At 71.3% G+C, this 19,137-nt stretch carries 17 protein-coding genes; 9 read left to right on the plus strand and 8 right to left on the minus strand.

The window, feature by feature from the left end; genetic code table 11:
- The first annotated feature begins 125 nt into the window (after window positions 1–125).
- Window positions 126–1,055, plus strand: a complete 930-nt coding sequence (locus tag BEK98_RS11325) for a D-alanyl-D-alanine carboxypeptidase family protein (protein WP_094216326.1) — start codon at window positions 126–128, stop codon at window positions 1,053–1,055.
- 48 nt (window positions 1,056–1,103) lie between these two features.
- Here BEK98_RS11325 and BEK98_RS11330 read toward each other — a convergent pair whose 3' ends face one another.
- From BEK98_RS11330 to BEK98_RS11340, 3 genes are all read right to left on the minus strand, one after another.
- Complete coding sequence (locus BEK98_RS11330) at window positions 1,104–1,796, minus strand: CbrC family protein (protein WP_244201830.1); 693 nt, start codon at window positions 1,794–1,796, stop codon at window positions 1,104–1,106.
- A gap of 19 nt (window positions 1,797–1,815) precedes the next feature.
- Complete coding sequence (locus BEK98_RS11335; protein WP_094216327.1) at window positions 1,816–2,328, minus strand: hypothetical protein; 513 nt, start codon at window positions 2,326–2,328, stop codon at window positions 1,816–1,818.
- Window positions 2,329–2,452: 124 nt separating this feature from the next.
- Window positions 2,453–3,376: an LLM class F420-dependent oxidoreductase gene (locus BEK98_RS11340; protein WP_094216328.1), complete on the minus strand. Its 924-nt coding sequence runs from the start codon at window positions 3,374–3,376 to the stop codon at window positions 2,453–2,455.
- A gap of 213 nt (window positions 3,377–3,589) precedes the next feature.
- On the opposite strand from BEK98_RS11340, the gene BEK98_RS48940 reads away from it, so the two are divergent.
- A complete protein-coding gene (locus BEK98_RS48940; protein WP_167444138.1) occupies window positions 3,590–3,748 on the plus strand; it encodes a hypothetical protein in 159 nt (52 codons plus the stop codon).
- Window positions 3,749–3,801: 53 nt separating this feature from the next.
- Here the strand turns inward: BEK98_RS48940 and BEK98_RS11345 are convergent, their stop codons facing one another.
- From BEK98_RS11345 to BEK98_RS11360, 4 genes are all read right to left on the minus strand, one after another.
- Entirely contained in the window at window positions 3,802–4,266 is a 465-nt protein-coding gene (locus BEK98_RS11345; protein WP_094216329.1) for a DUF6099 family protein, read from the minus strand.
- 202 nt (window positions 4,267–4,468) lie between these two features.
- Complete coding sequence (locus BEK98_RS11350; protein ID WP_094216330.1) at window positions 4,469–4,813, minus strand: nucleotide pyrophosphohydrolase; 345 nt, start codon at window positions 4,811–4,813, stop codon at window positions 4,469–4,471.
- On the minus strand, window positions 4,810–6,054 hold the full coding sequence (locus BEK98_RS11355) for an AAA family ATPase (protein ID WP_208643078.1): 1,245 nt from the start codon (window positions 6,052–6,054) through the stop codon (window positions 4,810–4,812). The genes BEK98_RS11350 and BEK98_RS11355 overlap by 4 nt, the downstream gene beginning before the upstream one ends.
- Before the next feature lie 104 nt (window positions 6,055–6,158).
- On the minus strand, window positions 6,159–6,548 hold the full coding sequence (locus BEK98_RS11360) for a cell division protein SepF (RefSeq protein WP_094216331.1): 390 nt from the start codon (window positions 6,546–6,548) through the stop codon (window positions 6,159–6,161).
- A 225-nt stretch (window positions 6,549–6,773) separates the two neighbouring features.
- On the opposite strand from BEK98_RS11360, the gene BEK98_RS11365 reads away from it, so the two are divergent.
- Window positions 6,774–8,546, plus strand: a complete 1,773-nt coding sequence (locus BEK98_RS11365) for a hypothetical protein (RefSeq protein WP_425276604.1) — start codon at window positions 6,774–6,776, stop codon at window positions 8,544–8,546.
- Here BEK98_RS11365 and BEK98_RS11370 read toward each other — a convergent pair.
- The gene (locus BEK98_RS11370) at window positions 8,527–9,042 is read right to left on the minus strand and encodes a YceI family protein (RefSeq protein WP_094216333.1); all 516 of its coding nucleotides are present in this window, start codon (window positions 9,040–9,042) and stop codon (window positions 8,527–8,529) included. The genes BEK98_RS11365 and BEK98_RS11370 overlap by 20 nt on opposite strands.
- Before the next feature lie 132 nt (window positions 9,043–9,174).
- Between BEK98_RS11370 and BEK98_RS11375 the strand changes: the two genes are divergently transcribed.
- The 6 genes from BEK98_RS11375 to meaB all read left to right on the plus strand — a co-directional run bounded on the left by BEK98_RS11375 (window position 9,175) and on the right by meaB (window position 19,135).
- On the plus strand, window positions 9,175–9,666 hold the full coding sequence (locus tag BEK98_RS11375) for a MarR family winged helix-turn-helix transcriptional regulator (RefSeq protein WP_094216334.1): 492 nt from the start codon (window positions 9,175–9,177) through the stop codon (window positions 9,664–9,666).
- A gap of 93 nt (window positions 9,667–9,759) precedes the next feature.
- Entirely contained in the window at window positions 9,760–11,271 is a 1,512-nt protein-coding gene (locus BEK98_RS11380) for a hypothetical protein (RefSeq protein ID WP_143684101.1), read from the plus strand.
- A gap of 37 nt (window positions 11,272–11,308) precedes the next feature.
- Window positions 11,309–14,122 (plus strand): P-loop NTPase family protein, encoded by a 2,814-nt coding sequence (locus BEK98_RS11385; RefSeq protein WP_094216336.1) that lies wholly within the window; start codon window positions 11,309–11,311, stop codon window positions 14,120–14,122.
- Between the two features lie 23 nt (window positions 14,123–14,145).
- Entirely contained in the window at window positions 14,146–15,951 is a 1,806-nt protein-coding gene (locus BEK98_RS11390; protein WP_094216337.1) for a methylmalonyl-CoA mutase family protein, read from the plus strand.
- Window positions 15,951–18,125, plus strand: a complete 2,175-nt coding sequence (gene scpA, locus BEK98_RS11395) for a methylmalonyl-CoA mutase (RefSeq protein WP_094216338.1) — start codon at window positions 15,951–15,953, stop codon at window positions 18,123–18,125. The genes BEK98_RS11390 and scpA overlap by 1 nt, the downstream gene beginning before the upstream one ends.
- Window positions 18,126–18,130: 5 nt before the next feature.
- Window positions 18,131–19,135, plus strand: a complete 1,005-nt coding sequence (gene meaB / locus BEK98_RS11400; RefSeq protein ID WP_094216339.1) for a methylmalonyl Co-A mutase-associated GTPase MeaB — start codon at window positions 18,131–18,133, stop codon at window positions 19,133–19,135.
- Window positions 19,136–19,137: the final 2 nt, after the last annotated feature.

Genomic DNA, 19,137 nt, shown 5'->3' on the forward strand with positions numbered 1-19,137 from the left:
CGGCACGGAGAGTCCACATTCCGAGCACATCACCCTGCCCACTGTGATCTCCACCATGGCCCTTCGGTCCCGGACCTGGTGAAGTGAGCGACCGTCAACTGACCACTGACAGAACGGGGATGGGAATGACCATCGACACAGGCGTACCCATGCACAGACGAGCCGCGATCGCGGCGACGGCCGCCGCTGTACTGTCCACGGGGGTTCTCGCGGCCGCTCCCGCCCATGCGGCTCCGTCGGCTCCGTCGGCGCCTTCCGTGTCGGCGCAGGGCGCGTACGCGATGAACGCGGCCACCGGCAAGGCGCTGTTCGGGAAGGCGGCGGACACCGAGCTGCGGACCGGCTCCACGACAAAGATCATGACGGCCCTCGTGGTGCTGTCGCAGCGGAACGTGGATCTCAACCGCAAGGTGAAGATCAAGAAGGAGTACACGGACTACGTCATCGATCCGGTGACCCACACCCAGCGGTACTCCAGTGCCAACCTGATCCTGGGCGACTCGATGAACGTGCGGGACCTGTTGTACGGGCTTCTCCTGCCGTCCGGGTGCGACGCGGCGTACGCGCTCGCGGACACCTACGGGTCGGGGTCGACGACGGCCAAGCGGACGAAGTCGTTCATCGCGAAGATGAACGCCAAGGCACGCGAACTGGGCCTGACGCACACCCACTTCGACTCCTTCGACGGGGTGTCCAACGGCAAGAACCACGCGTCCCCGCGGGATCTGGCCAAGCTGGCCGGGGTCGCGCTGAAGAACAAGACGTTCAAGACGGTCGTCGGCACCAAGGTGAAGGACGACATGAAGTCGTACCGGCCCGGTGGCGGAACGCACGCGATGTCCCCGTGGAAGAACACGAACACGCTGCTGAACACCTACCGGGGCGCGATCGGCGTGAAGACCGGATCGGGGCCGGAGGCGAAGTTCTGCCTGGTCTTCGCGGCCACCCGCAACGGCAAGACGGTCGTGGGCACCGTGCTCGCGGACACGTCGGTGGACGAGCGGCTCAAGGACGCGAAGAAGATCCTGGACTACGGCTTCACGCAGAGCGGCTGACGGACGGCGGGCCGGGCAGGCGGGCACCTGTCTGCCTGCCCGGCCCCCTCAGGTGAAGTCCGAGTAGGCGAGGCTGGTGCCGCAGACCCGGCAGCGGAACTGGTAGGAGGTCGGCTGACCGTCCGCGTCGAGTGCCTTGAGGTACTCGGCGGCGTCGCCGCAGTGGGTCAGCCAGCGCGGGGACTGCCAGGACGGGATGCCCGGCGTGCGCTCCAGGATCTCCCGCGCCACCTCGTCGGGGACGTCACCGTCGATGACGTCGTTGAACGTGGCGCCGTAGCGTGCGGCGGCCTTGCCGAAGGCGATGCAGTACGGGCAGATGCCCGCGCCCGGCGCCTCGGCCCCGAACACCGGCCCCGTGTACACCCAGCCGCGCACCTGCCCGCAGCACACGCACGGCTCGTCCGTCGGCACCACCACCCCGACCAGCGAGTGGTAGGCGAACCGGGGCAGGACCGGCCGCTGCGGGGGCTCCGGCAGGGGGCTGACGACCTGCTCGATCGCCCGGCCCGACCAGTCGGCGGGCGGCACGACGATCGCGGGGGCGCGCATGTCGTCGTCGGGCAGGTGCCGCCGGTCGTGCTCCCGCTGCAGGAGCACGGGACACTCATGCGGCATGATCACGGCACCGGTGCGGCGGGCGAGTTCGGCCAGCGCGTCGAGGACGAGGCCGCTGGAGACGTGGGTGAACGACAGGCTTGTGGCCTTGCCCCGCGGACCCCGGAAGGCTGTGAGAAGCAACTCGCCGGCACAGAACAGCTCATCGCTCTGCTCCTCGCTCTCCTTCGTCTGCCTTCGCCCGGGCCCGGAATTCGGCGACGTACCCGTTCGCCACGACCAGCGCGATCGAGGCCAGGCCCAGTACGGCGACCAGCGTGTTGATCCAGAAATAGGCGGGGCTGCTCGGGTAGGTGCCGCCGTCGTCCAGGACACAGTCGAAGCGGAGCGGCAGCCAGGAGGCCGTCTGGCCGACCAGGTGGTCGGCCCGGTGGTCGTCGCGGCACTCGTGGGCCGGCGTCGAGTCCGCGCCGGACGAGGACTCGTGCACGGAGAGCGCGACCGCCCCGGCGCCGAGCACGTAGAGGATCACGGCGCCCGAACCGGTCATCCGCGCGGACCAGCGCAGCAGATCCGACCGCCAGTCCGGCCGCCGGCCGGGCAGGGCCACGGAGACGAGTTTGAAGGCGACCACGATCAGCCAGACCGGGACGGCGAAGAGGGCGGGAATGCACAGCAGGGCGAACAGCGTGCCGAGCAAGGAGTCGTCGTCCATCGGACGAGATCACCAGGGACCGGCCGGCATGGCTGTGGTGGAGGCCATAGTTCCGGTCACAGGACCGTCACAGGTCACGCCGTCCCCTCCGACCCGGGTCGGAGGGGACGGCGGACGGGGGGCGTTACGACAGCTGCGACTGGACCTGGGAGGAGATCAGCTCCAGGTGGTCGAGGTCGGCCAGGTCGAGGATCTGGAGGTAGATCCGCCGGGAGCCGACCTCGGCGTACCGGCCGATCTTGTCGACCACCTCGGCGGGCGAGCCGGCCAGACCGTTGACCTTCAGCTCGTCCACCTCGCGGCCGATCGCCGCGGCGCGTCGGGCGACCTCCTGGTCGTCCCTGCCGACGCACACCACGAGCGCGTTGGAGTACGTCAGGGCGTCCGCCTTGCGGCCCGCCTCCTCGGCGGCGGCGCGCACCCGGCCGAACTGCCGCTCGCTGTCCTCGACGGAGGCGAAGGGCATGTTGAACTCGTCGGCGTACCGGGCCGCGAGGCGCGGGGTGCGGGTCGCGCCGTGCCCGCCGATGAGCACCGGGATCTTCGCCTGGGCCGGCTTGGGCAGCGCGGGCGAGTCGGTGAGGTCGTAGTGCGTGCCGTGGAAGTCGAAGGTCGCGCCTTCCTTGGTCGCCCACAGCCCGGTGACGATCTCCAGCTGCTCCTCCAGGCGCGCGAACTTGTCCTTCGGGAACGGGATGCCGTACGCCCGGTGCTCCTCCTCGAACCAGCCTGCGCCCAGGCCGAGTTCCACGCGGCCGCCGGACATCTGGTCGACCTGGGCCACCTGGATGGCGAGCACGCCGGGCAGCCGGAAGGTGGCGGCCGTCATCAGGGTGCCGAGGCGGATGCGCTTGGTCTCACGGGCCAGGCCGGCCAGGGTGATCCAGGCGTCCGTGGGGCCGGGCAGGCCGTCCACGTTGCCCATCCGCAGGTAGTGGTCGCTGCGGAAAAAGGCGTCGAATCCGAGGTCTTCGGTTGCCTTGGCCACGGTGAGCAAGGTGTCGTACGTCGCCCCCTGCTGGGGCTCGGTGAAGATTCGAAGGTCCATACACCTATCCTGCACGGCCCCTGCCCCGTCAACCTCACCGGTACCGCCGGGCGCGGCCGTCCCCGGTCGGGTGAAATTCGCCCGCCCATCGCACCGGGTGAGGCGTGGGCCAGTGACCGGCCCCGGCGGTGATCGTTGGGCCGTCGGAGCCGGGCCGTCCGGCACCCGCGGCGGACGGTCGTCGCCGTCGCGCGTCGGGCCGAGGAGGCCGTCATGTCAGAAGAGTCCATTCCTTCGCGGGGTGGATCCGCCGGTCAGCCGAAGGGGCTGCTGGAGCAGATGGAGGAGCTGATGGCCGCGTTGAACGCGGATCTGTCAGCCCTGGACGCGGATCTGCAGCGGGCGTCGGCCGAAGAGGGCGAGCTCGCCTGACATGCGGTCGCACTGGGGGCCGCCGCCCCCAGGCCCCCGCCGATGACCCCCGCTCAGGTGTGGTCCGGTAACACCTCCTCCCGCGCCGCCAGCTTGCGCAGCATCTCCAGGACCCGGTCCCGGGACTCGTCCGCGGCGTCGATGGCCTCCATGCACTGCCAGTAGGTCGTCTCGTCGGCCGCGGAGCTGGCCATGCCGACCAGGGCGATGCCGACCTCGCCGAGCAGCCCGCCGAGGCTGAGGAGCGTCTGCCGGGCGTCGTCCAGCTCGGTGAGCTGGGCGGCGCGCAGGTCGCCCGGGTCGAGTTCGGGAGGGTCCAGGACGCCGCAGCCCCGGCCCGCCAGCTCGGTCAGGCCCAGTGCCTCGCCCCGTAGCTCCGGCGGGCCGGACACCGCGAGGCGGCTGCCGATCGCCTGGGCCAGGGCCTGCGCCTGCCACACCTCGGCCATGATCTCGGGTATGTCGGCGCCTGCCGCCAGAGCACGCCTGCTGGTCCCAATGAGCCGCACCGCATCCATGCGCTGCCCCCGTCCCACTCGTCGTGCGTCGTCGCACGTCCGCTTGAACTCCCTTGTCCACTACCCAGCGTGAAACCCCTTAGGGTGAAAAGCCAGAGGTAGTCCGAATTCTGTGGACAACAATTCGGATTCGGTAGGGGGTTTGACTCCGTAGAGTAATAACGGAGCCGTGCGGTCCGGGAGTTGGGGTGGCGGGTCGATGTCAGGGGGTGTCGTCCGCGCCGGGGGCCGGAAAGCGCCGTTCGTTGCGGTCGATCTTGGCCGACAGGGCGGTCAGCGGGTCGATGCCGAGGACCTCGCAGAGCTGAAGGAGATAAGCGAGCACGTCGGCGACCTCGTCCGTGACGCGGTGCGCGGTGTCGGGGTCGTCCATCACGCGGGCCGACTCCTCCGGGGTCAACCACTGGAAGATCTCGACCAGTTCGGAGGCCTCCACGCTGAGGGCTGCCACGAGGTTCTTGGGGGTGTGGTAGGGCTGCCAGTTGCGCGCGGCGGCGAACTCGGCCAGCCTGCGCTGGAGTCCGGCGAGGTCAGGGTGTTCCGTCACGCGTTCAGGTGTACCACTGTGACCCCCTCGGTCCCCGCCGCCCACGAGGCGTCGCTCACCGCGCCGACGCAGCGGATGTGCCCGCGCTCGCCCATCCGGGCCGCCATCCCCAGCAGTGCGCGGCGCTGGACCGGGTCGAGAGCGCGGTCGAAGCCGTCGGCGAGCACGGTGAGGGTCCGCAGGGCGTCGGGCACCTCGCCCGGCGTGTCCACGTCCAGGACGCCTGGTCCGGTCAGCAGCACCAGTGCCAGCGCCACATAGCGCAGTTCGCCGTCGCCCAGCCGGGCCAGCTCGGTGCGGAAGCCGTCGCCGCGGTCCAGCAGCGCCCGGACCGTGCCGTCGGCCAGTGGCTCGGCGACCAGGTCGGTCACCGGCCCCGCGCAGCCCGCGCGCAGCGCCTCGACCAGCGCGGAGTGCCGGCGGCCGCACTCGAACCGGGTGCGCCACAGGACGTCGGCGAGGTTGTCGCAGCCGGGCATGAGCCGTCCCGTACCGGTCGGGACGGGGGTGCGCATGTACTCGGGGCGCGGGTCGCAGGCGAAGACGGAGCGCAGGGCGACGACCATCTGCTCGGCGGCGGCCAGCACATGCCGCTGTCCGTCCGTCTTGCCGGCCACCCGCAGCGGCAGCAGGGCGGTGCCGAGCCGGTCGTCGGGCAGCGGGGCGCGGGTCACCGGGGCCGAGCCCGCGGTGTGCCAGGCGGCCTGTACGGTCCGGCGGCCGGGGTCGCGCAGTGCGGTCTCCAGCAGGACCACGCCCCGCGCCGTCAGCCGCTCGCCCACGATGCGCAGTTCCGGTTCGGCCTGTACGGCGATGTCGAGCCGGACCGGTCCCTCGGCACCGTCGGCCGTACACCCGATCCGGAACCCCCGCCGCCCCTCGGCGTCGGGCCGTGCCCGCTCCGGCACACAGGCGACCGGATCCGGGAACACCTCGGCGAGCCAGGCCCCTCCCCCGAGCCGCGCCAGCGCCCCGTACGCCCCGAGCGCGGTCGACTTCCCCGCACCACTCGGCCCGGCGAACAGCGTCGCGGCCCCCAGCGGAAACGCGACCCGCCGATGCCCGGCAAAGGCCGACAGCCGCAACTCGGTGATCCGGGCGCGTACGTCGACGGGGGCGGATTCCGACGTACGGGCAAGCTGCGCCGGAACGACCGCCGACTCGGTGGACGCGGAGAGGTCAGGGACCGCGGAGGCCCCGCACGACGCGGAGGACTCGGCGGACGCGGAAGGCACGGCCATATCCGGACGGTAGGCCTCCACGGCAACGCCGAACCGTTTTGCCGAGGGCACCTTCCTACGATCGGGGGACCGTAGGACACAAAACCGGCCCCCCGCCCCGCACCTCAGCCCCCGGAAACCCCCGCGCCCTCCATCAGCCCGCTGACCTCCGTGCCGGGCGGGGTCAGGAGGAACACGTTGCGGTCGACCCGATGCATTCCGCTGCCCAGACCGAAGACGACGCCGGTGCTGAAGTCGAGGACGCGCTTGGCGACCTCGCCCTCCGCGCTGGAGAGGTCCAGCAGCACCGGCACCCCTGCCATCAGCGTCTCGGCGACCTCGCGGGCGTCCGCGAAGACGTTGACCCGCAGGACGACGAAACGGCGCCGCGTCTCGGTCTCCGCGTCCGGCAGCGAGCGGTGGTTCACCGCGGACGGCCAGGCGTCCCGGCCCCGCAGCGGCACGACCTGGGCGAGCCCTTCCCACTGTTCATCGGTGACGTCGTAACGGCTCACCGGCTCCCCCTGACCTGACTCGCACTCAATGCCTGCACCAGCCAATTCTTACGCCAAGTCACCCGTTCGGCCCAACAGCGACACGAAGCGCGACAGATCCGTCGGCCACTCCTCCACTCCGCCACGCGGCACATGTACGAATACGCCCGTTTCTTACCGCCCTCACACCGGACTCTTCACCTGCCACGACGCCTCGCTCACCGGCTGCCACTAGCGTCCGGTGCCGTGCACTTGGCAGAAACACAGCTGGTGACACCCGGCCGGCGGACACAGTCGGCGGTGTCCGCCGCCCCGGGGGGTCGCACGGAAGACCTCCAGAGCCCCGCGCAGTGGCATCGCGTCCTGACCCTGCTCGCGGATGTGAGCCTCTTCATCGGCACCCGCGCGGTGTGGACGCAGGCCGCGACGCACCGTCTCGCCCTCGCCGCGGTCATCTCCGTCTGCTACGCCTCGATCCTGGTCAGCGGCGTCCTCGCCCTGACGGTCCGCCGAGCGCGCTCACTGGCCCGCCTGGACCTCGTCGTCCTGCTGACCGCGATCGCGCTGGTCCTGTGCACCTGGGCGCTGAACCACGCCGGCGGCGACGAGGCGGTCCTGACCACGCAGGCCGCGAGGGAGATGGTCAACGGGCACAGGCTGTACGCGCAGCCCTGGCCGTGGCTCTTCCACACCAAGGGCGTCGCCCTGACCGCGACGATAGACGGCGGTTACGACTTCACGTACGGCTATCCCCCGCTGACCCCCCTGCTCACCGCGCCCCTGCTGTGGCTGGGCCACGGCGGCGCCCCGGCGACGGCGATGGCGACACTCGTACTGATCGTGGGCGCGGTCGTGCTGTGGCGGATGCTGCCGGTGCCGTGGCGCTCGGCGGCGACGATGGTGTGCCTGGGCTTCAGTTTCCTTCCGATGTACGCCCGCCAGGGATACCCGGCGATCGTCGCCATGGCTCTGCTGGTGCCGGTGGTGGTGCGCTGGCCGCGGATCGGCACCGGCGGACGGCTCGGCGCCGCCGGGATCGCGCGGGCCGTCTGCCTCGGCGCCGCCTGCGCGGCCCAGCAACTGCCCTGGTTCGTGACGCCGTTCCTGCTGGCCGGCGTCTACGCCGTACGCCGCGGTGAACTGGGCGGGCGGGAGGCCGTTCGCGTGGTGCTGCGGATCGCCGGGATCGCCGCCCTGACCTGGCTGCTGATCAACACGTACTTCATCGTGACCGAGCCAGGCCCCTGGCTCCAGGGCATCGCCTTGCCCATCACCCAGGGCGCGGTGCTGCACGGCCAGGGCCTGGTGGACATCTCCCTGTACTTCACGCACGGCAGCGACCGGCTCGACTGGTACGGCCACGCGAGCGTGCTGCTCGCCGCCGCCCTGCTGGCGCTGTTCGTGCTGTTCGTACGGCGGCTGGGCCCGGCCGCGACCGTGCTCCCCTGGTGTGCCTTCTACCTGGCGACCCGCTCCCAGGACGGCTACTACCTGATGATGACCCCGCTGTGGCTCGCGGCGGCGATCACCGTGCCCCTGTCGGACTTCGCGCGGGCCTGGCAGCCGCGCCCCCACTGGCTGAAGGGGCCACGCCGGCGCCCGGCGCTGGTGGGCGCGGTGGTCCTGCTGGTGCTGCCCGCGCTGGTGAGCGCGACCCTGGCGGTGACGGGCCGGCCGCCGCTGCGGATGGACATCACGTCGGCGCGCCGAGCCACGGGGCAGTCGCTGGCCGCGCTGACCGTGCGGGTGACCAACACGGGGAGCTCCCCGCTCACCCCGCACTACATGCTCACGAACGGCCAGGGCATGAGCAGGTACTGGACCCTGGGGCGCGGTCCGGTCACGATCCCGGCGCACAGCACGGCGACCGTCGAACTGCGGGCGCCCTCCGGCCGGTTCCCGCTGCCCGTCAAGCAGAGCGCCCACATCCGGCTGCGCGCCTTCACGGCGAGCCCGCAGACGCTCTCCACCCTGGACGTACGGCCGGCCGAGCTGGGCGTCAGGCCGCGGCGCGGGTGAACTTGAGCGCGGCCGTCACCGTGGTCAGGCCGCGCATCATGCCGAGCTGGTTCCAGGTCACGCCGAACTGCTCGCGGTCCACGGTGAACTCGGCCTCCAGGCCGAGCGCCTCGGCCGTCGCCGAGGTCAGCCGTGCGCTGAGGTTCACCGGCCGGCTGATGCCCCGTACGGTCAGCTGACCGGTCACCCGGACGCTGTCGCCGTCGAGGCGGTCGGCGCCGCGGACGGCGAAGGTGATCTCCGGGTGGTTGCCGGCGTCCAGGAGGTCGGCCGAGCGCAGGTGCTCGTCCCGCTTGGCGTTCTTGGTGTCCAGGGAGGCCACGTCCAGCGTCACGGTGCCGGTGGCGGAGCCGTCCGGCCGGACCTCGCCGTGGCCGGTGACGGCGGCGAAGGTGCCCTTGACGGTGACCAGGCCCCAGAAGGTCTTGTGCCGCAGGCCCACGGTGGACGCGGTCGGGTCGAGCTGCCAGGTACCTGTTTCCACGGCGACGGACATGGCCGCCCTCCTTTTCGATGACACGTTCGATGACGGGTTCGGTCGCGGATTCGACGACCTACAGTCGTTCAAATTTGGATGACCTCACGCTAGCCCACTATCCAAATTTGGACAACAGGTAGACTCGAAGCCATGGCCGCCCCCGACGCACACCCCGCCGACCAGCCCCCTTGCCCCTCCGCCGCGGGCGGCGGACTGCTCCCGGCCGAGCTGCGCGCCTGGATGCTGCTGCTGGCCGCGACGGGAGCGGTGGAGCAGCGGCTCCGGTCGGTGGTGAAGCAGACCCTCGACGTCTCGCACGACGAGTTCCTCATCCTGTGCCTGCTGGCCGAGCAGCCGCGGGGCGGCCTGCGCATGACCCGGATCGCCGAGCTCCTCGGCCGCCCCAAGACCCGCCTCACCTACCAGATCGCCTGCCTCCAGCGGTCCGGCCTGGTCACCCGCGAGTCCGTGTGCGGCGACAAACGCGGCATCGAGGTAGCCCTCACCGACAAGGCCCGGCGCCTGCTGCGGGAGGCCTCCGACACCCTCGCCGAGACGGTCCGCGAGGCCCTCGCCCGCTTCGTCGGCCCGGAGCAGCGCGAGGCGCTGTTCGCACTGGTGCCCAACCTCACGGACTCCTGACGCCTCACCTCACCGACCATGCGGTGCCCCGATTGTCAGTGGTCCCCCGCATGATGGGAGGCGGACGAGGGTCTGGACTCGGAGGGGGATGCGTTGGAATCCATGACGGCGGCCGAACTTCAGGGCGCGTTCGGGCTGTCGAGCGCCGCGTGGGAACGGATCAGTTCGGATCCGGACGTGGTCGAGCCGATCGACCCGCGGTACACCGACGGCGTCACGAAGTGGGCGGGGCAGGCGTTCGCCCGTTGGCTGGCCCGTCGGCACCCGGAGCTGGCCGAGGCCGTCCCCGCCCTGCTGCGTCCGGCGCCCGAGACCAAACCGCATTACCTGGAGGGCCGGTTCGCCGCATCCGACGAGGTGGGATACGACCGGGAACACTTCGCCGGGCTGTGGAGGACGGACGGCGGAGTCGTAGCGGTCGTCTACCCGCGCTCGCGGATCCGCGCGCCCCGCGATCTCCTCGAATTCCACGACGGCGCCGCGACCGTCGTGGTCGTACAGTCCGACTACGACCTCTACGGCCCCGCCCTCGAAGCGATCGACCGCGCGCACCCCGATCTGCCGTACGAGCCCATGTGGTCGGACATCGCGTCCCACATCGGCACTCAGGTTCCCTGGTGGCCCTCCCAGTTGCGCAGGCCGGAGCACCTGACCGCTTGGCGGCCCGGCGACGAGCAGACACCCGTGGCCGTGATCACCTGGCCCTCCTGGGAACCTCTGTACGAGCTGGCTCGAGCAGAGCCGGAAGGCTCACCCGTGCGCGGCGCCTGCTTCACCATCGGCCACGAGATGCGGACCCAGGCCGCCGATTGGGTCGAGCACGAGGTGACGCAGATCCTGGAGAAGAGGGGCGAGTTCGGCGGCCCCAAGAGTCCCCGGGCGACAGCCGAACGCGCCGCGATGGTCCTCCCGGCGGCCCCCGCGACCGAGGATCCCGGCCGGTCCGAGACCGTCCTGCCCGACATGGTCGTGCTGGGCCTGGCCGAGTTGTGCGCACGCGCCGACGACGCCGCGGTGGAGTGCCTGGAGCAGATCAGCATGTGGAGCGGCGAACACCTGCCGTTCGGTGGTGCCTTCAGCATCACACGCACCGGTGTCACCCGCGAGGGCGCGGAGTGGATCAACCGCCTGCGCCGCGTCAGCCCGACGGCGATTCACCGGGTGTGGACGCGGAACGAAGCTCCGGTGGGAACGTTCGTCGATCCCGTCACAGGCAGTCCGGTGGTGGCGTTCAAGGGGCGGTTCCTCTCCGGCGGCCATCGCGAGATCAGCTACCTCGGCAGCGCACCCAAGCGGCTGCCCGCCGGGTCGGTCCTGAAGGAGGTCGTCCTCGACGACCCGATCTGGGTCCGCACCACCAAGGGCGTCCTGTATCCCGCACCGAGCATGGACGCCCCCGGACTCTCCTGGGGCTACAGCGGATCGGGCCCCGGCACGCTGGCCCAGATCGTGGGCCGACTGCTCGACGACGGGTCGGCCCACGCGGTCACGTACGGCACGGACCGCGACGAGGAACCGGGGCTGGAAGCCTTCTTCCAGATCAAGCACAAGCGGGGCACGCGCATACCGCGGCGGCAGCTCGAGCGCCTGCGCGCTTCGTCCTGACACCGGATCCGCCCGCCCTCCGAAAGGTCGCCACAGAATGCCGGGACGCCACCGGACCGCACCATGGCAGGTCGCCGATCACTTCGCGTACGAGCGAGAGGCGACGGCGTACGACGCCGTGCTCGGCGTCTGTCTGACCCAGCCCTCGATCGCGCGCAGACTGGGCAAGAGGCCGCAGGCCAACGCGGAGAACGTACGCGCCAACATGCTGACGGAGGCGAACGTCCGGCGAGCCCTCGAGCCCTGCCTGGAGCACCAGCGGCGCTTCCGTGGCGCGCTGCGCCGGTACGAAACCGCCAGGACGCGGATGGACTATCTGCACGATCCGCCGTCCCCGGAGACGTTCGTCCTCGGCCTGCTCACGCTGGTCTTCCTCCTCGTTCTCGTCCTGGCACCCTGGACCTACGTCGCCGGCATGGCGTTCCTGCCGGCCGTGGCCGCGTTCGCCGTTTTCCGCAACCCCCTGTGGCGGATGCACGTGCGCCACAACACGGGTGAGCTCCTGATGAGGTCGGTCATGCCCGTCCACGAACGGCTGGCCGACTCCAGGGAGCAGACCTGGCGACGGGAACTCCAGGCCAGGGGCGTGGGCCCGTTGATGGAGCGGGTGGTCGAGGCGCTCCTGGGCGAGGACAGCGACTCCCTGCTCCTCCCGGACGGTTACGAGGGGCTGCGCTCGCCCCGGAACCGGCAGTACGTGATCGACAACGAGGCCTACCGGCGCCTTGCCCGGAAGGTGGCCCAGCGCGAGGGCGGCACGATCGCCGTCAGCGGGCCGCGCGGTGCGGGCAAGTCGACGCTGCTGGAGCACTGCGCGGAGGAGGCCGACTTCTCGGTCCTCGTCCAGGCACCCGCCACCTATGCGCCGAACGAGTTCCTGCTGTCCCTGTTCATCGAGGTCTGCGAGCGGTACCTCCGGGACAGCGACTACGACGTTCCCGAGTTCGCCCGGCTGTCGACGGTCAGCAGGGTCGTGCGCCGGCTCGCTCCGGTCGTCCGGCGCGTGGTGCGGTTTCTCTGCTTCGCCCTGCCGGCGGCCGCGCTGGTCGTGCTCGGGCTGGCGGCCGCAGCCCGGTCGGCGGGGCAGCGCTATGAGGACGCCGTACGCCAGCACGCACAGAATCTCTGGACCGGTGTGGCCGGTGCCGCGCAGGACGTGTGGCGCGGTGAGCGGGTGGGCGCGGCCCTGGCGCTCGTTCTCCTCGGCGTGCTGGTCTGGCGGCTGCGCCGGTGGGGCCGGTGGGGTGCGTTGCTCGAACGGCTCCGGATGCTGTTCGCCATGGTCGGCGGTGGCCTGCTCGTGCTCGCGGCACCTGTCTCGCTGTTCTTCGATCCTGGCATCCGGCAGGGCTGGCGGGGAGTGATGGACGGAGCGCCCCTACCGACCCTGCTCCTGGGGCTCGGTGTGCTTCTCGCCCTCGGCATAGAGACGGGCCCGCGCTGGACCGTCGGCCCGATCGTCCTCGCCGGCAGGCCCATCTTCGCCTGGCTCCTCGTCGGCGACCTGATCCTGGCCTACCGGACTCCCCCGGTCCACGCGATGGTGACCGACAGCGGCAATCCGCTCCGCCTGGCGTGCCTGCTGCTCGGTCTGCTGCTCCTCAGGACCGGCCGGTGGACGCTGCCCCAGCCCGAGCCGCCCCTGGTCACGCGCTGCCGCAACCAGCTCTACCGCCTCCAGACGGTGCAGACCTCGTCCTTCGCGGTGACCAGCGGCCCGCCCGCGCTGGTGTCGGCCCACACCTCGTCGCTGTCCACCGTCCCGCCCGCCCTGCCCGCGCTGGTCTCCGACTTCCGGGAGTTGCTGACGAGCATCGCCCAGGAGCGGTACGCCAGGAACGGCCGGGTCGTCATCGCCATCGACGAGGTGGACCGGCTCGGAACGGACACCCAGGCCCTGGCGTTCCTCGCGGAGATCAAAGCGATCCTGGGCGTGCCGCACGTCCACTACCTGATCTCGGTGGCCGAGGACGTCGGCGCGTCCTTCGTGCGCCGCGGGCTGCCGCACCGCGGGGTGACGGACAGTTCGCTGGACGACATCGTCCACGTGCAGCCCTGCACGCTCGCCGAGTCCAAGAGCATCCTCGAACGGCGCGCGAAGGAGTTGCTGGAGCCGTACAGCCTGCTGGCGCACGCGCTCTCGGGCGGGATACCCCGCGACCTGATCCGCTACGGCCTGCGGATCATGGAGATCGAGGAGAAGACGCGGTTCTTCGAACTGACCGACATCTCCCGGCAGATGATCCTGGAGGAGCTGGCCGAGACGCTGGCCGGATTCCGTACGCTGCTCGGCAAGCAGCAGTGGACGCGTGAGACGAGTGAGGTGCTGCTGACCTTCCGCGGACTGATGGACCATTTCCGGCACCTTTGCCCGTGCCCGTCCACGGAACTGCACGGTGCACTGCGGCACGTGGCCTTCTACGACCTGGAGCGGCAGCTGGGGAGCGCCGCCCAGGACGTCCCGGACGAGGTCTGCCGGCTGATCGACGAGGCGTCGGCGTACGTCCTGTTCTCCCTCACCCTGCTGGATGTGTTCGGCACCCCCGACTTCGCGCGCCGCAGGACCGCGGCCGCGCTGCGTACCGACGGTGACCCGGACCTGCTGGCACAGGCACGGCAGGAACTGGCGGGATCGCCCTACAGCGCGCGTTCCCTGATCATGGCGATCAGAGCCGCCTGGCGGGTCCCGCACCACGCCGGCGGGACCGTCCCGGCGATCCCCCGGCCGCGCAGTTCCCCCTGCCCTCTGCACACGGACTCCGACGCCCCGGACGAGCCCGGAAGTGACGGGAGAGCCAGGTCACAGCCAGAAGGAGGGCAACGTCACAGCCCTCGGCCTGCTGTCACTTGAGCGCCCTGACCTAACATCCGAGCATGACGGTCCTGCCTGACGACGGGCTCCCACTGGCCGCCGAGTTCCCTGACGCGACACACGAGCAGTGGCAACGCCTGGTCGAGGGTGTGCTGCGCAAGTCGGGCAAGGAAGTCTCGGGCGCGGCAGCTGAGGACGCTCTGTCCACCACGCTCGAGGACGGGCTGCGTACCCGGCCGCTGTACACCGCGCGCGATGACGCGCCCGACCCCGGTCTGCCCGGCTTCGCCCCGTTCGTGCGCGGCGGCCGCCCCGAGGGCAACACCGCGGGCGGCTGGGACGTACGGCAGCGGCACGCGACGCTCGCCGACGGGGCGGTCCTGGCGGACCTGGAGAACGGCGTCACCTCGCTCTGGCTGGTCGTGGGCGAGGGCGGCATCCCCGTGTCCGGCGTCGCGCGCGCCCTCGATGGCGTCTACCTCGACCTGGCCCCGGTCGTCCTGGACGCCGGCCGTGACGTGGAGGCCGCCGCGGCCGAGCTGCTGCGGCTGTACGAGGAGCGGGGCGTCGACCCGGAGGCCGTGCGCGGCAACCTCGGCGGCGACCCGCTGGGGTACGAGGCCCGCACGGGCGAGGCCCAGGACTTCGCGCCCTTCGCCGCGCTGGCCCGGCGGACCGCCGAGCAGTACCCGGGCCTGCGCACGCTGACCGTGGACGCGCTGCCGTACCACGAGGCGGGCGGCTCGGCCGCGCAGGAGCTGGGCGCGTCCCTCGCCACCGGTGTGGCCTATCTGCGGGAGCTGACCGAGGCCGGTCTCACGGTCGAAGCGGCCTGTGGGCAGCTGGAGTTCCGGTACGCGGCCACCGCCGACCAGTTCCTGACCATCGCCAAGCTGCGCGCGGCGCGCCGGCTGTGGGCGCGGGTGGCCGAGGTGTCCGGTGCGCCCGGCGCGGGTGCGCAGGTGCAGCACGCGGTGACCTCGCCGGTGATGCTGACCCGCCGCGACCCGTGGGTGAACATGCTCCGTACGACGATCGCGACGCTGGCCGCCGGGGTGGGCGGCGCCGACTCCGTCACCGTGCTGCCGTTCGACCACGCGCTCGGCCTGCCGGACGCGTTCGCCCGCCGTATCGCGCGCAACACCTCCACGATCCTGGTCGAGGAGTCCCACCTGGCCCGGGTCATCGACCCGGCGGGCGGCTCCTGGTACGTCGAGCAGCTCACCGACGAACTCGCCCGGGCCGCCTGGGAGTTCTTCCGCTCGATCGAGCGCGACGGCGGACAGGCGGCCGTACTGCGCTCCGGCCGGATCCGTACGGACCTGGCGGCGACCTGGGCCGAGCGCTCCAAGAAGCTCGCCAAGCGGCGCGAACCCATCACCGGTGTCAGCGAGTTCCCGTTCCTCGCCGAGAAGCCGGTGGAGCGCGAGCCCGCGCCCGAGCCGCCGTCCGGCGGGCTGCCCCGGGTGCGCCGGGACGAGGCGTACGAGGCGCTGCGCGCCCGCTCCGACGCCCACCTGGCCGCGACCGGCTCCCGCCCCCGGATCTTCCTGGCCACCCTGGGCTCGGCCGCCGAGTTCACCGCGCGCTCGACCTTCGCCGCCAACCTCTTCCAGGCGGGCGGCATCGAGCCGGTCACGGAGGGCACCTTCGAGGACAGCGGCGCGACCGAGGCCGTGGTGTGCTCCAGCGACGCGCAGTACGCCGAACAGGCCGAGCGGACGGCCGAGTCGCTGAAGGCGGCCGGGGCCCGGCACGTGGTCCTCGCGGGCCGGGGCGACTACGCCGGCATCGACTCGTACGTCTTCGCGGGCTGCGACGCAGTGGACGTGTTGTCCGCGACCCTCGATCGCATGGGAGTGTCCTGATGGGAATCCCCGACTTCTCCGGCATCGAGCTGGGGACCCCCGTCGCCGAGGGTGGTGACGCGGAATGGCGTACGGCCGTCAAGCACGCCACGGGCAGCGAGACACCGCTGTGGGAGACCCCGGAGGGCATCGGGGTCAAGCCGCTGTACACCGGCCGTGACCTGGAGGGCCTGGACTTCCTCGGCACCTACCCGGGCATGGCGCCGTACCTGCGCGGCCCCTACCCGACGATGTACGTCAACCAGCCCTGGACGATCCGTCAGTACGCGGGCTTCTCCACCGCCGAGGAGTCCAACGCGTTCTACCGGCGCAACCTCGCGGCCGGTCAGAAGGGCCTGTCGGTCGCCTTCGACCTGCCCACGCACCGGGGGTACGACAGCGACCACCCGCGCGTGACCGGTGACGTCGGCATGGCGGGCGTGGCCATCGACTCGATCTACGACATGCGGCAGCTGTTCGACGGGATCCCCCTCGACAAGATGACCGTGTCGATGACGATGAACGGCGCCGTGCTGCCGGTGCTGGCGCTGTACATCGTGGCGGCGGAGGAGCAGGGCGTACCGCCCGAGAAGCTGGCCGGGACCATTCAGAACGACATTCTGAAGGAGTTCATGGTCCGCAACACCTACATCTATCCGCCGAAGCCGTCGATGCGGATCATCTCCGACATCTTCGCGTACACCTCGCAGCGGATGCCCCGCTACAACTCCATCTCCATCTCCGGCTACCACATCCAGGAGGCGGGTGCGACGGCCGACCTGGAGCTGGCGTACACGCTCGCGGACGGAGTCGAGTACATCCGCGCCGGGCGGGAAGCCGGCCTGGACGTGGACGCGTTCGCGCCCCGGCTGTCGTTCTTCTGGGCGATCGGCATGAACTTCTTCATGGAGATCGCCAAGCTGCGGGCGGCCAGGCTCCTGTGGGCCAAGCTGGTCTCGCAGTTCGAGCCGCGGAACACCAAGTCCCTGTCCCTGCGCACCCATTCGCAGACCTCCGGCTGGTCGCTGACCGCGCAGGACGTGTTCAACAACGTCACGCGTACGGCCGTGGAGGCGATGGCGGCGACCCAGGGCCACACCCAGTCGCTGCACACCAACGCCCTGGACGAGGCCCTCGCCCTGCCGACCGACTTCTCGGCGCGCATCGCCCGCAACACCCAGCTGCTCATCCAGCAGGAGTCGGGCACCACCCGGGTCATCGACCCGTGGGGCGGCAGCGCCTACGTGGAGCGGCTCACGTACGACCTCGCTCGCAAGGCCTGGGCGCACATCCAGGAGGTCGAGCAGGCGGGCGGTATGGCGCAGGCCATCGACGCCGGCATTCCCAAGCTGCGCGTGGAGGAGGCAGCCGCGCGCACGCAGGCCCGTATCGACTCCGGTCGTCAGCCGGTGATCGGCGTCAACAAGTACCGGGTGGAGAACGACGAGGCGATCGAGGTCCTCAAGGTCGACAACTCCTCCGTGCGCGCCCAGCAGATCGAGAAGCTGCGGCGGCTGCGGGCGGAGCGGGACGAGACCGCCTGCCGGGACGCGCTGGACGCGCTCACCCGGGCGGCCGACGGCGACGGCAACCTGCTGGAGCTGGCCGTGCACGCGGCGCGCGCCAAGGCGACCGTCGGCGAGATCTCCGACGCCCTGGAGAAGGTGTACGGCCGGCACGCGAGCCAGATCCGTACGATCTCCGGCGTGTACCGCAACGAAGCAGGGGAGTCCCCGTCCGTGGACCGCACCCGTGCCCTGGTGGACGCCTTCGAGGAGGCCGAGGGGCGCCGGCCCCGCATCCTGGTCGCCAAGATGGGCCAGGACGGCCACGACCGCGGCCAGAAGGTGATCGCCACCGGCTTCGCCGACCTCGGCTTCGACGTCGACGTCGGCCCGCTGTTCCAGACCCCGGAGGAGGTCGCCCGCCAGGCGGTGGAGGCGGACGTCCACGTGGTCGGCGTGTCCTCGCTGGCCGCCGGTCACCTCACCCTCGTACCGGCGCTGCGCGAGAAGCTCGCCGAGGAGGGCCGGGAGGACATCACGATCGTGGTCGGCGGGGTCATCCCGCCGCAGGACGTGCCGGTGCTGCTGGAGATGGGCGCGGCGGCCGTGTTCCTGCCCGGGACGGTGATCCCGGACGCGGCGTACGACCTGGTGAAGCGGCTGTCGGCCGACCTCGGCCACGACCTCTGATCCGCATGGCAGCGATCGATCTCGACACGTATGTGAAGGGTGTGCTCGACGGGAAGCGGGCCCTGGTGGCCCGCGCCATCACGCTCGTCGAGTCCACCCGGCCCCAGCACCGGGCGCTGGCGCAGGAGTTGCTCACCGAGCTGCTCCCGCACAGCGGCCGGGCGCGGCGGATCGGCATCAGCGGGGTGCCGGGCGTGGGCAAGTCGACGTTCATCGACGCGTTCGGCACGCTGCTGACCTCGCAGGGCCACCGGGTGGCCGTACTCGCCGTGGACCCGTCCTCCACCCGGACCGGCGGCTCGATCCTCGGCGACAAGACCCGCATGGAACGCCTGGCGGTGGACCCGAACGCCTTCGTACGGCCCTCCCCCAGCGCGGGCACGCTGGGCGGGGTCGCCAAGGCCACCCGCGAGTCCATGGTGGTGATGGAGGCGGCGGGCTACGACGTGATCCTCGTCGAGACCGTCGGCGTCGGCCAGTCCGAGACCGCGGTCGCCGACATGGTCGACTCCTTCCTGCTCCTGACCCTGGCCCGCACCGGTGACCAGCTCCAGGGCATCAAGAAGGGCGTCCTGGAGCTGGCCGACGTCATCGCCGTCAACAAGGCCGACGGCCCCCATGAGCGCGACGCCCGCGCCGCCGCCCGTGAATTGGCGGGTGCGCTGCGCCTGATGCACGGCAAGGACGCGTTCTGGAATCCGCCGGTGCTGAGCTGCAGCGCCCGCGAGTCGTCCGGTCTGGACGTGGTGTGGGAACGGCTGGAACAGCACCGCACGCTCCTCGATTCCACCGGCCGGCTCACCGCCAAGCGGCGGGACCAGCAGGTCGACTGGGCCTGGTCGATGGTCCGCGACGACCTCCTGGGCCGCCTGCACGCGCACCCGGGTGTTCGCGAGGCCGCCCCCACCCTCGAACAGCAGGTCAGGGACGGCACGTTGACGGCGACACTGGCGGCGGAACGCATCCTGGCGGCGTTCGAGGGAGGGCCGGCTTCGGCAGCCGACGGGTGAAG

Source organism: Streptomyces diastatochromogenes, from assembly GCF_002242805.1.
Taxonomy (GTDB): domain Bacteria; phylum Actinomycetota; class Actinomycetes; order Streptomycetales; family Streptomycetaceae; genus Streptomyces; species Streptomyces diastatochromogenes.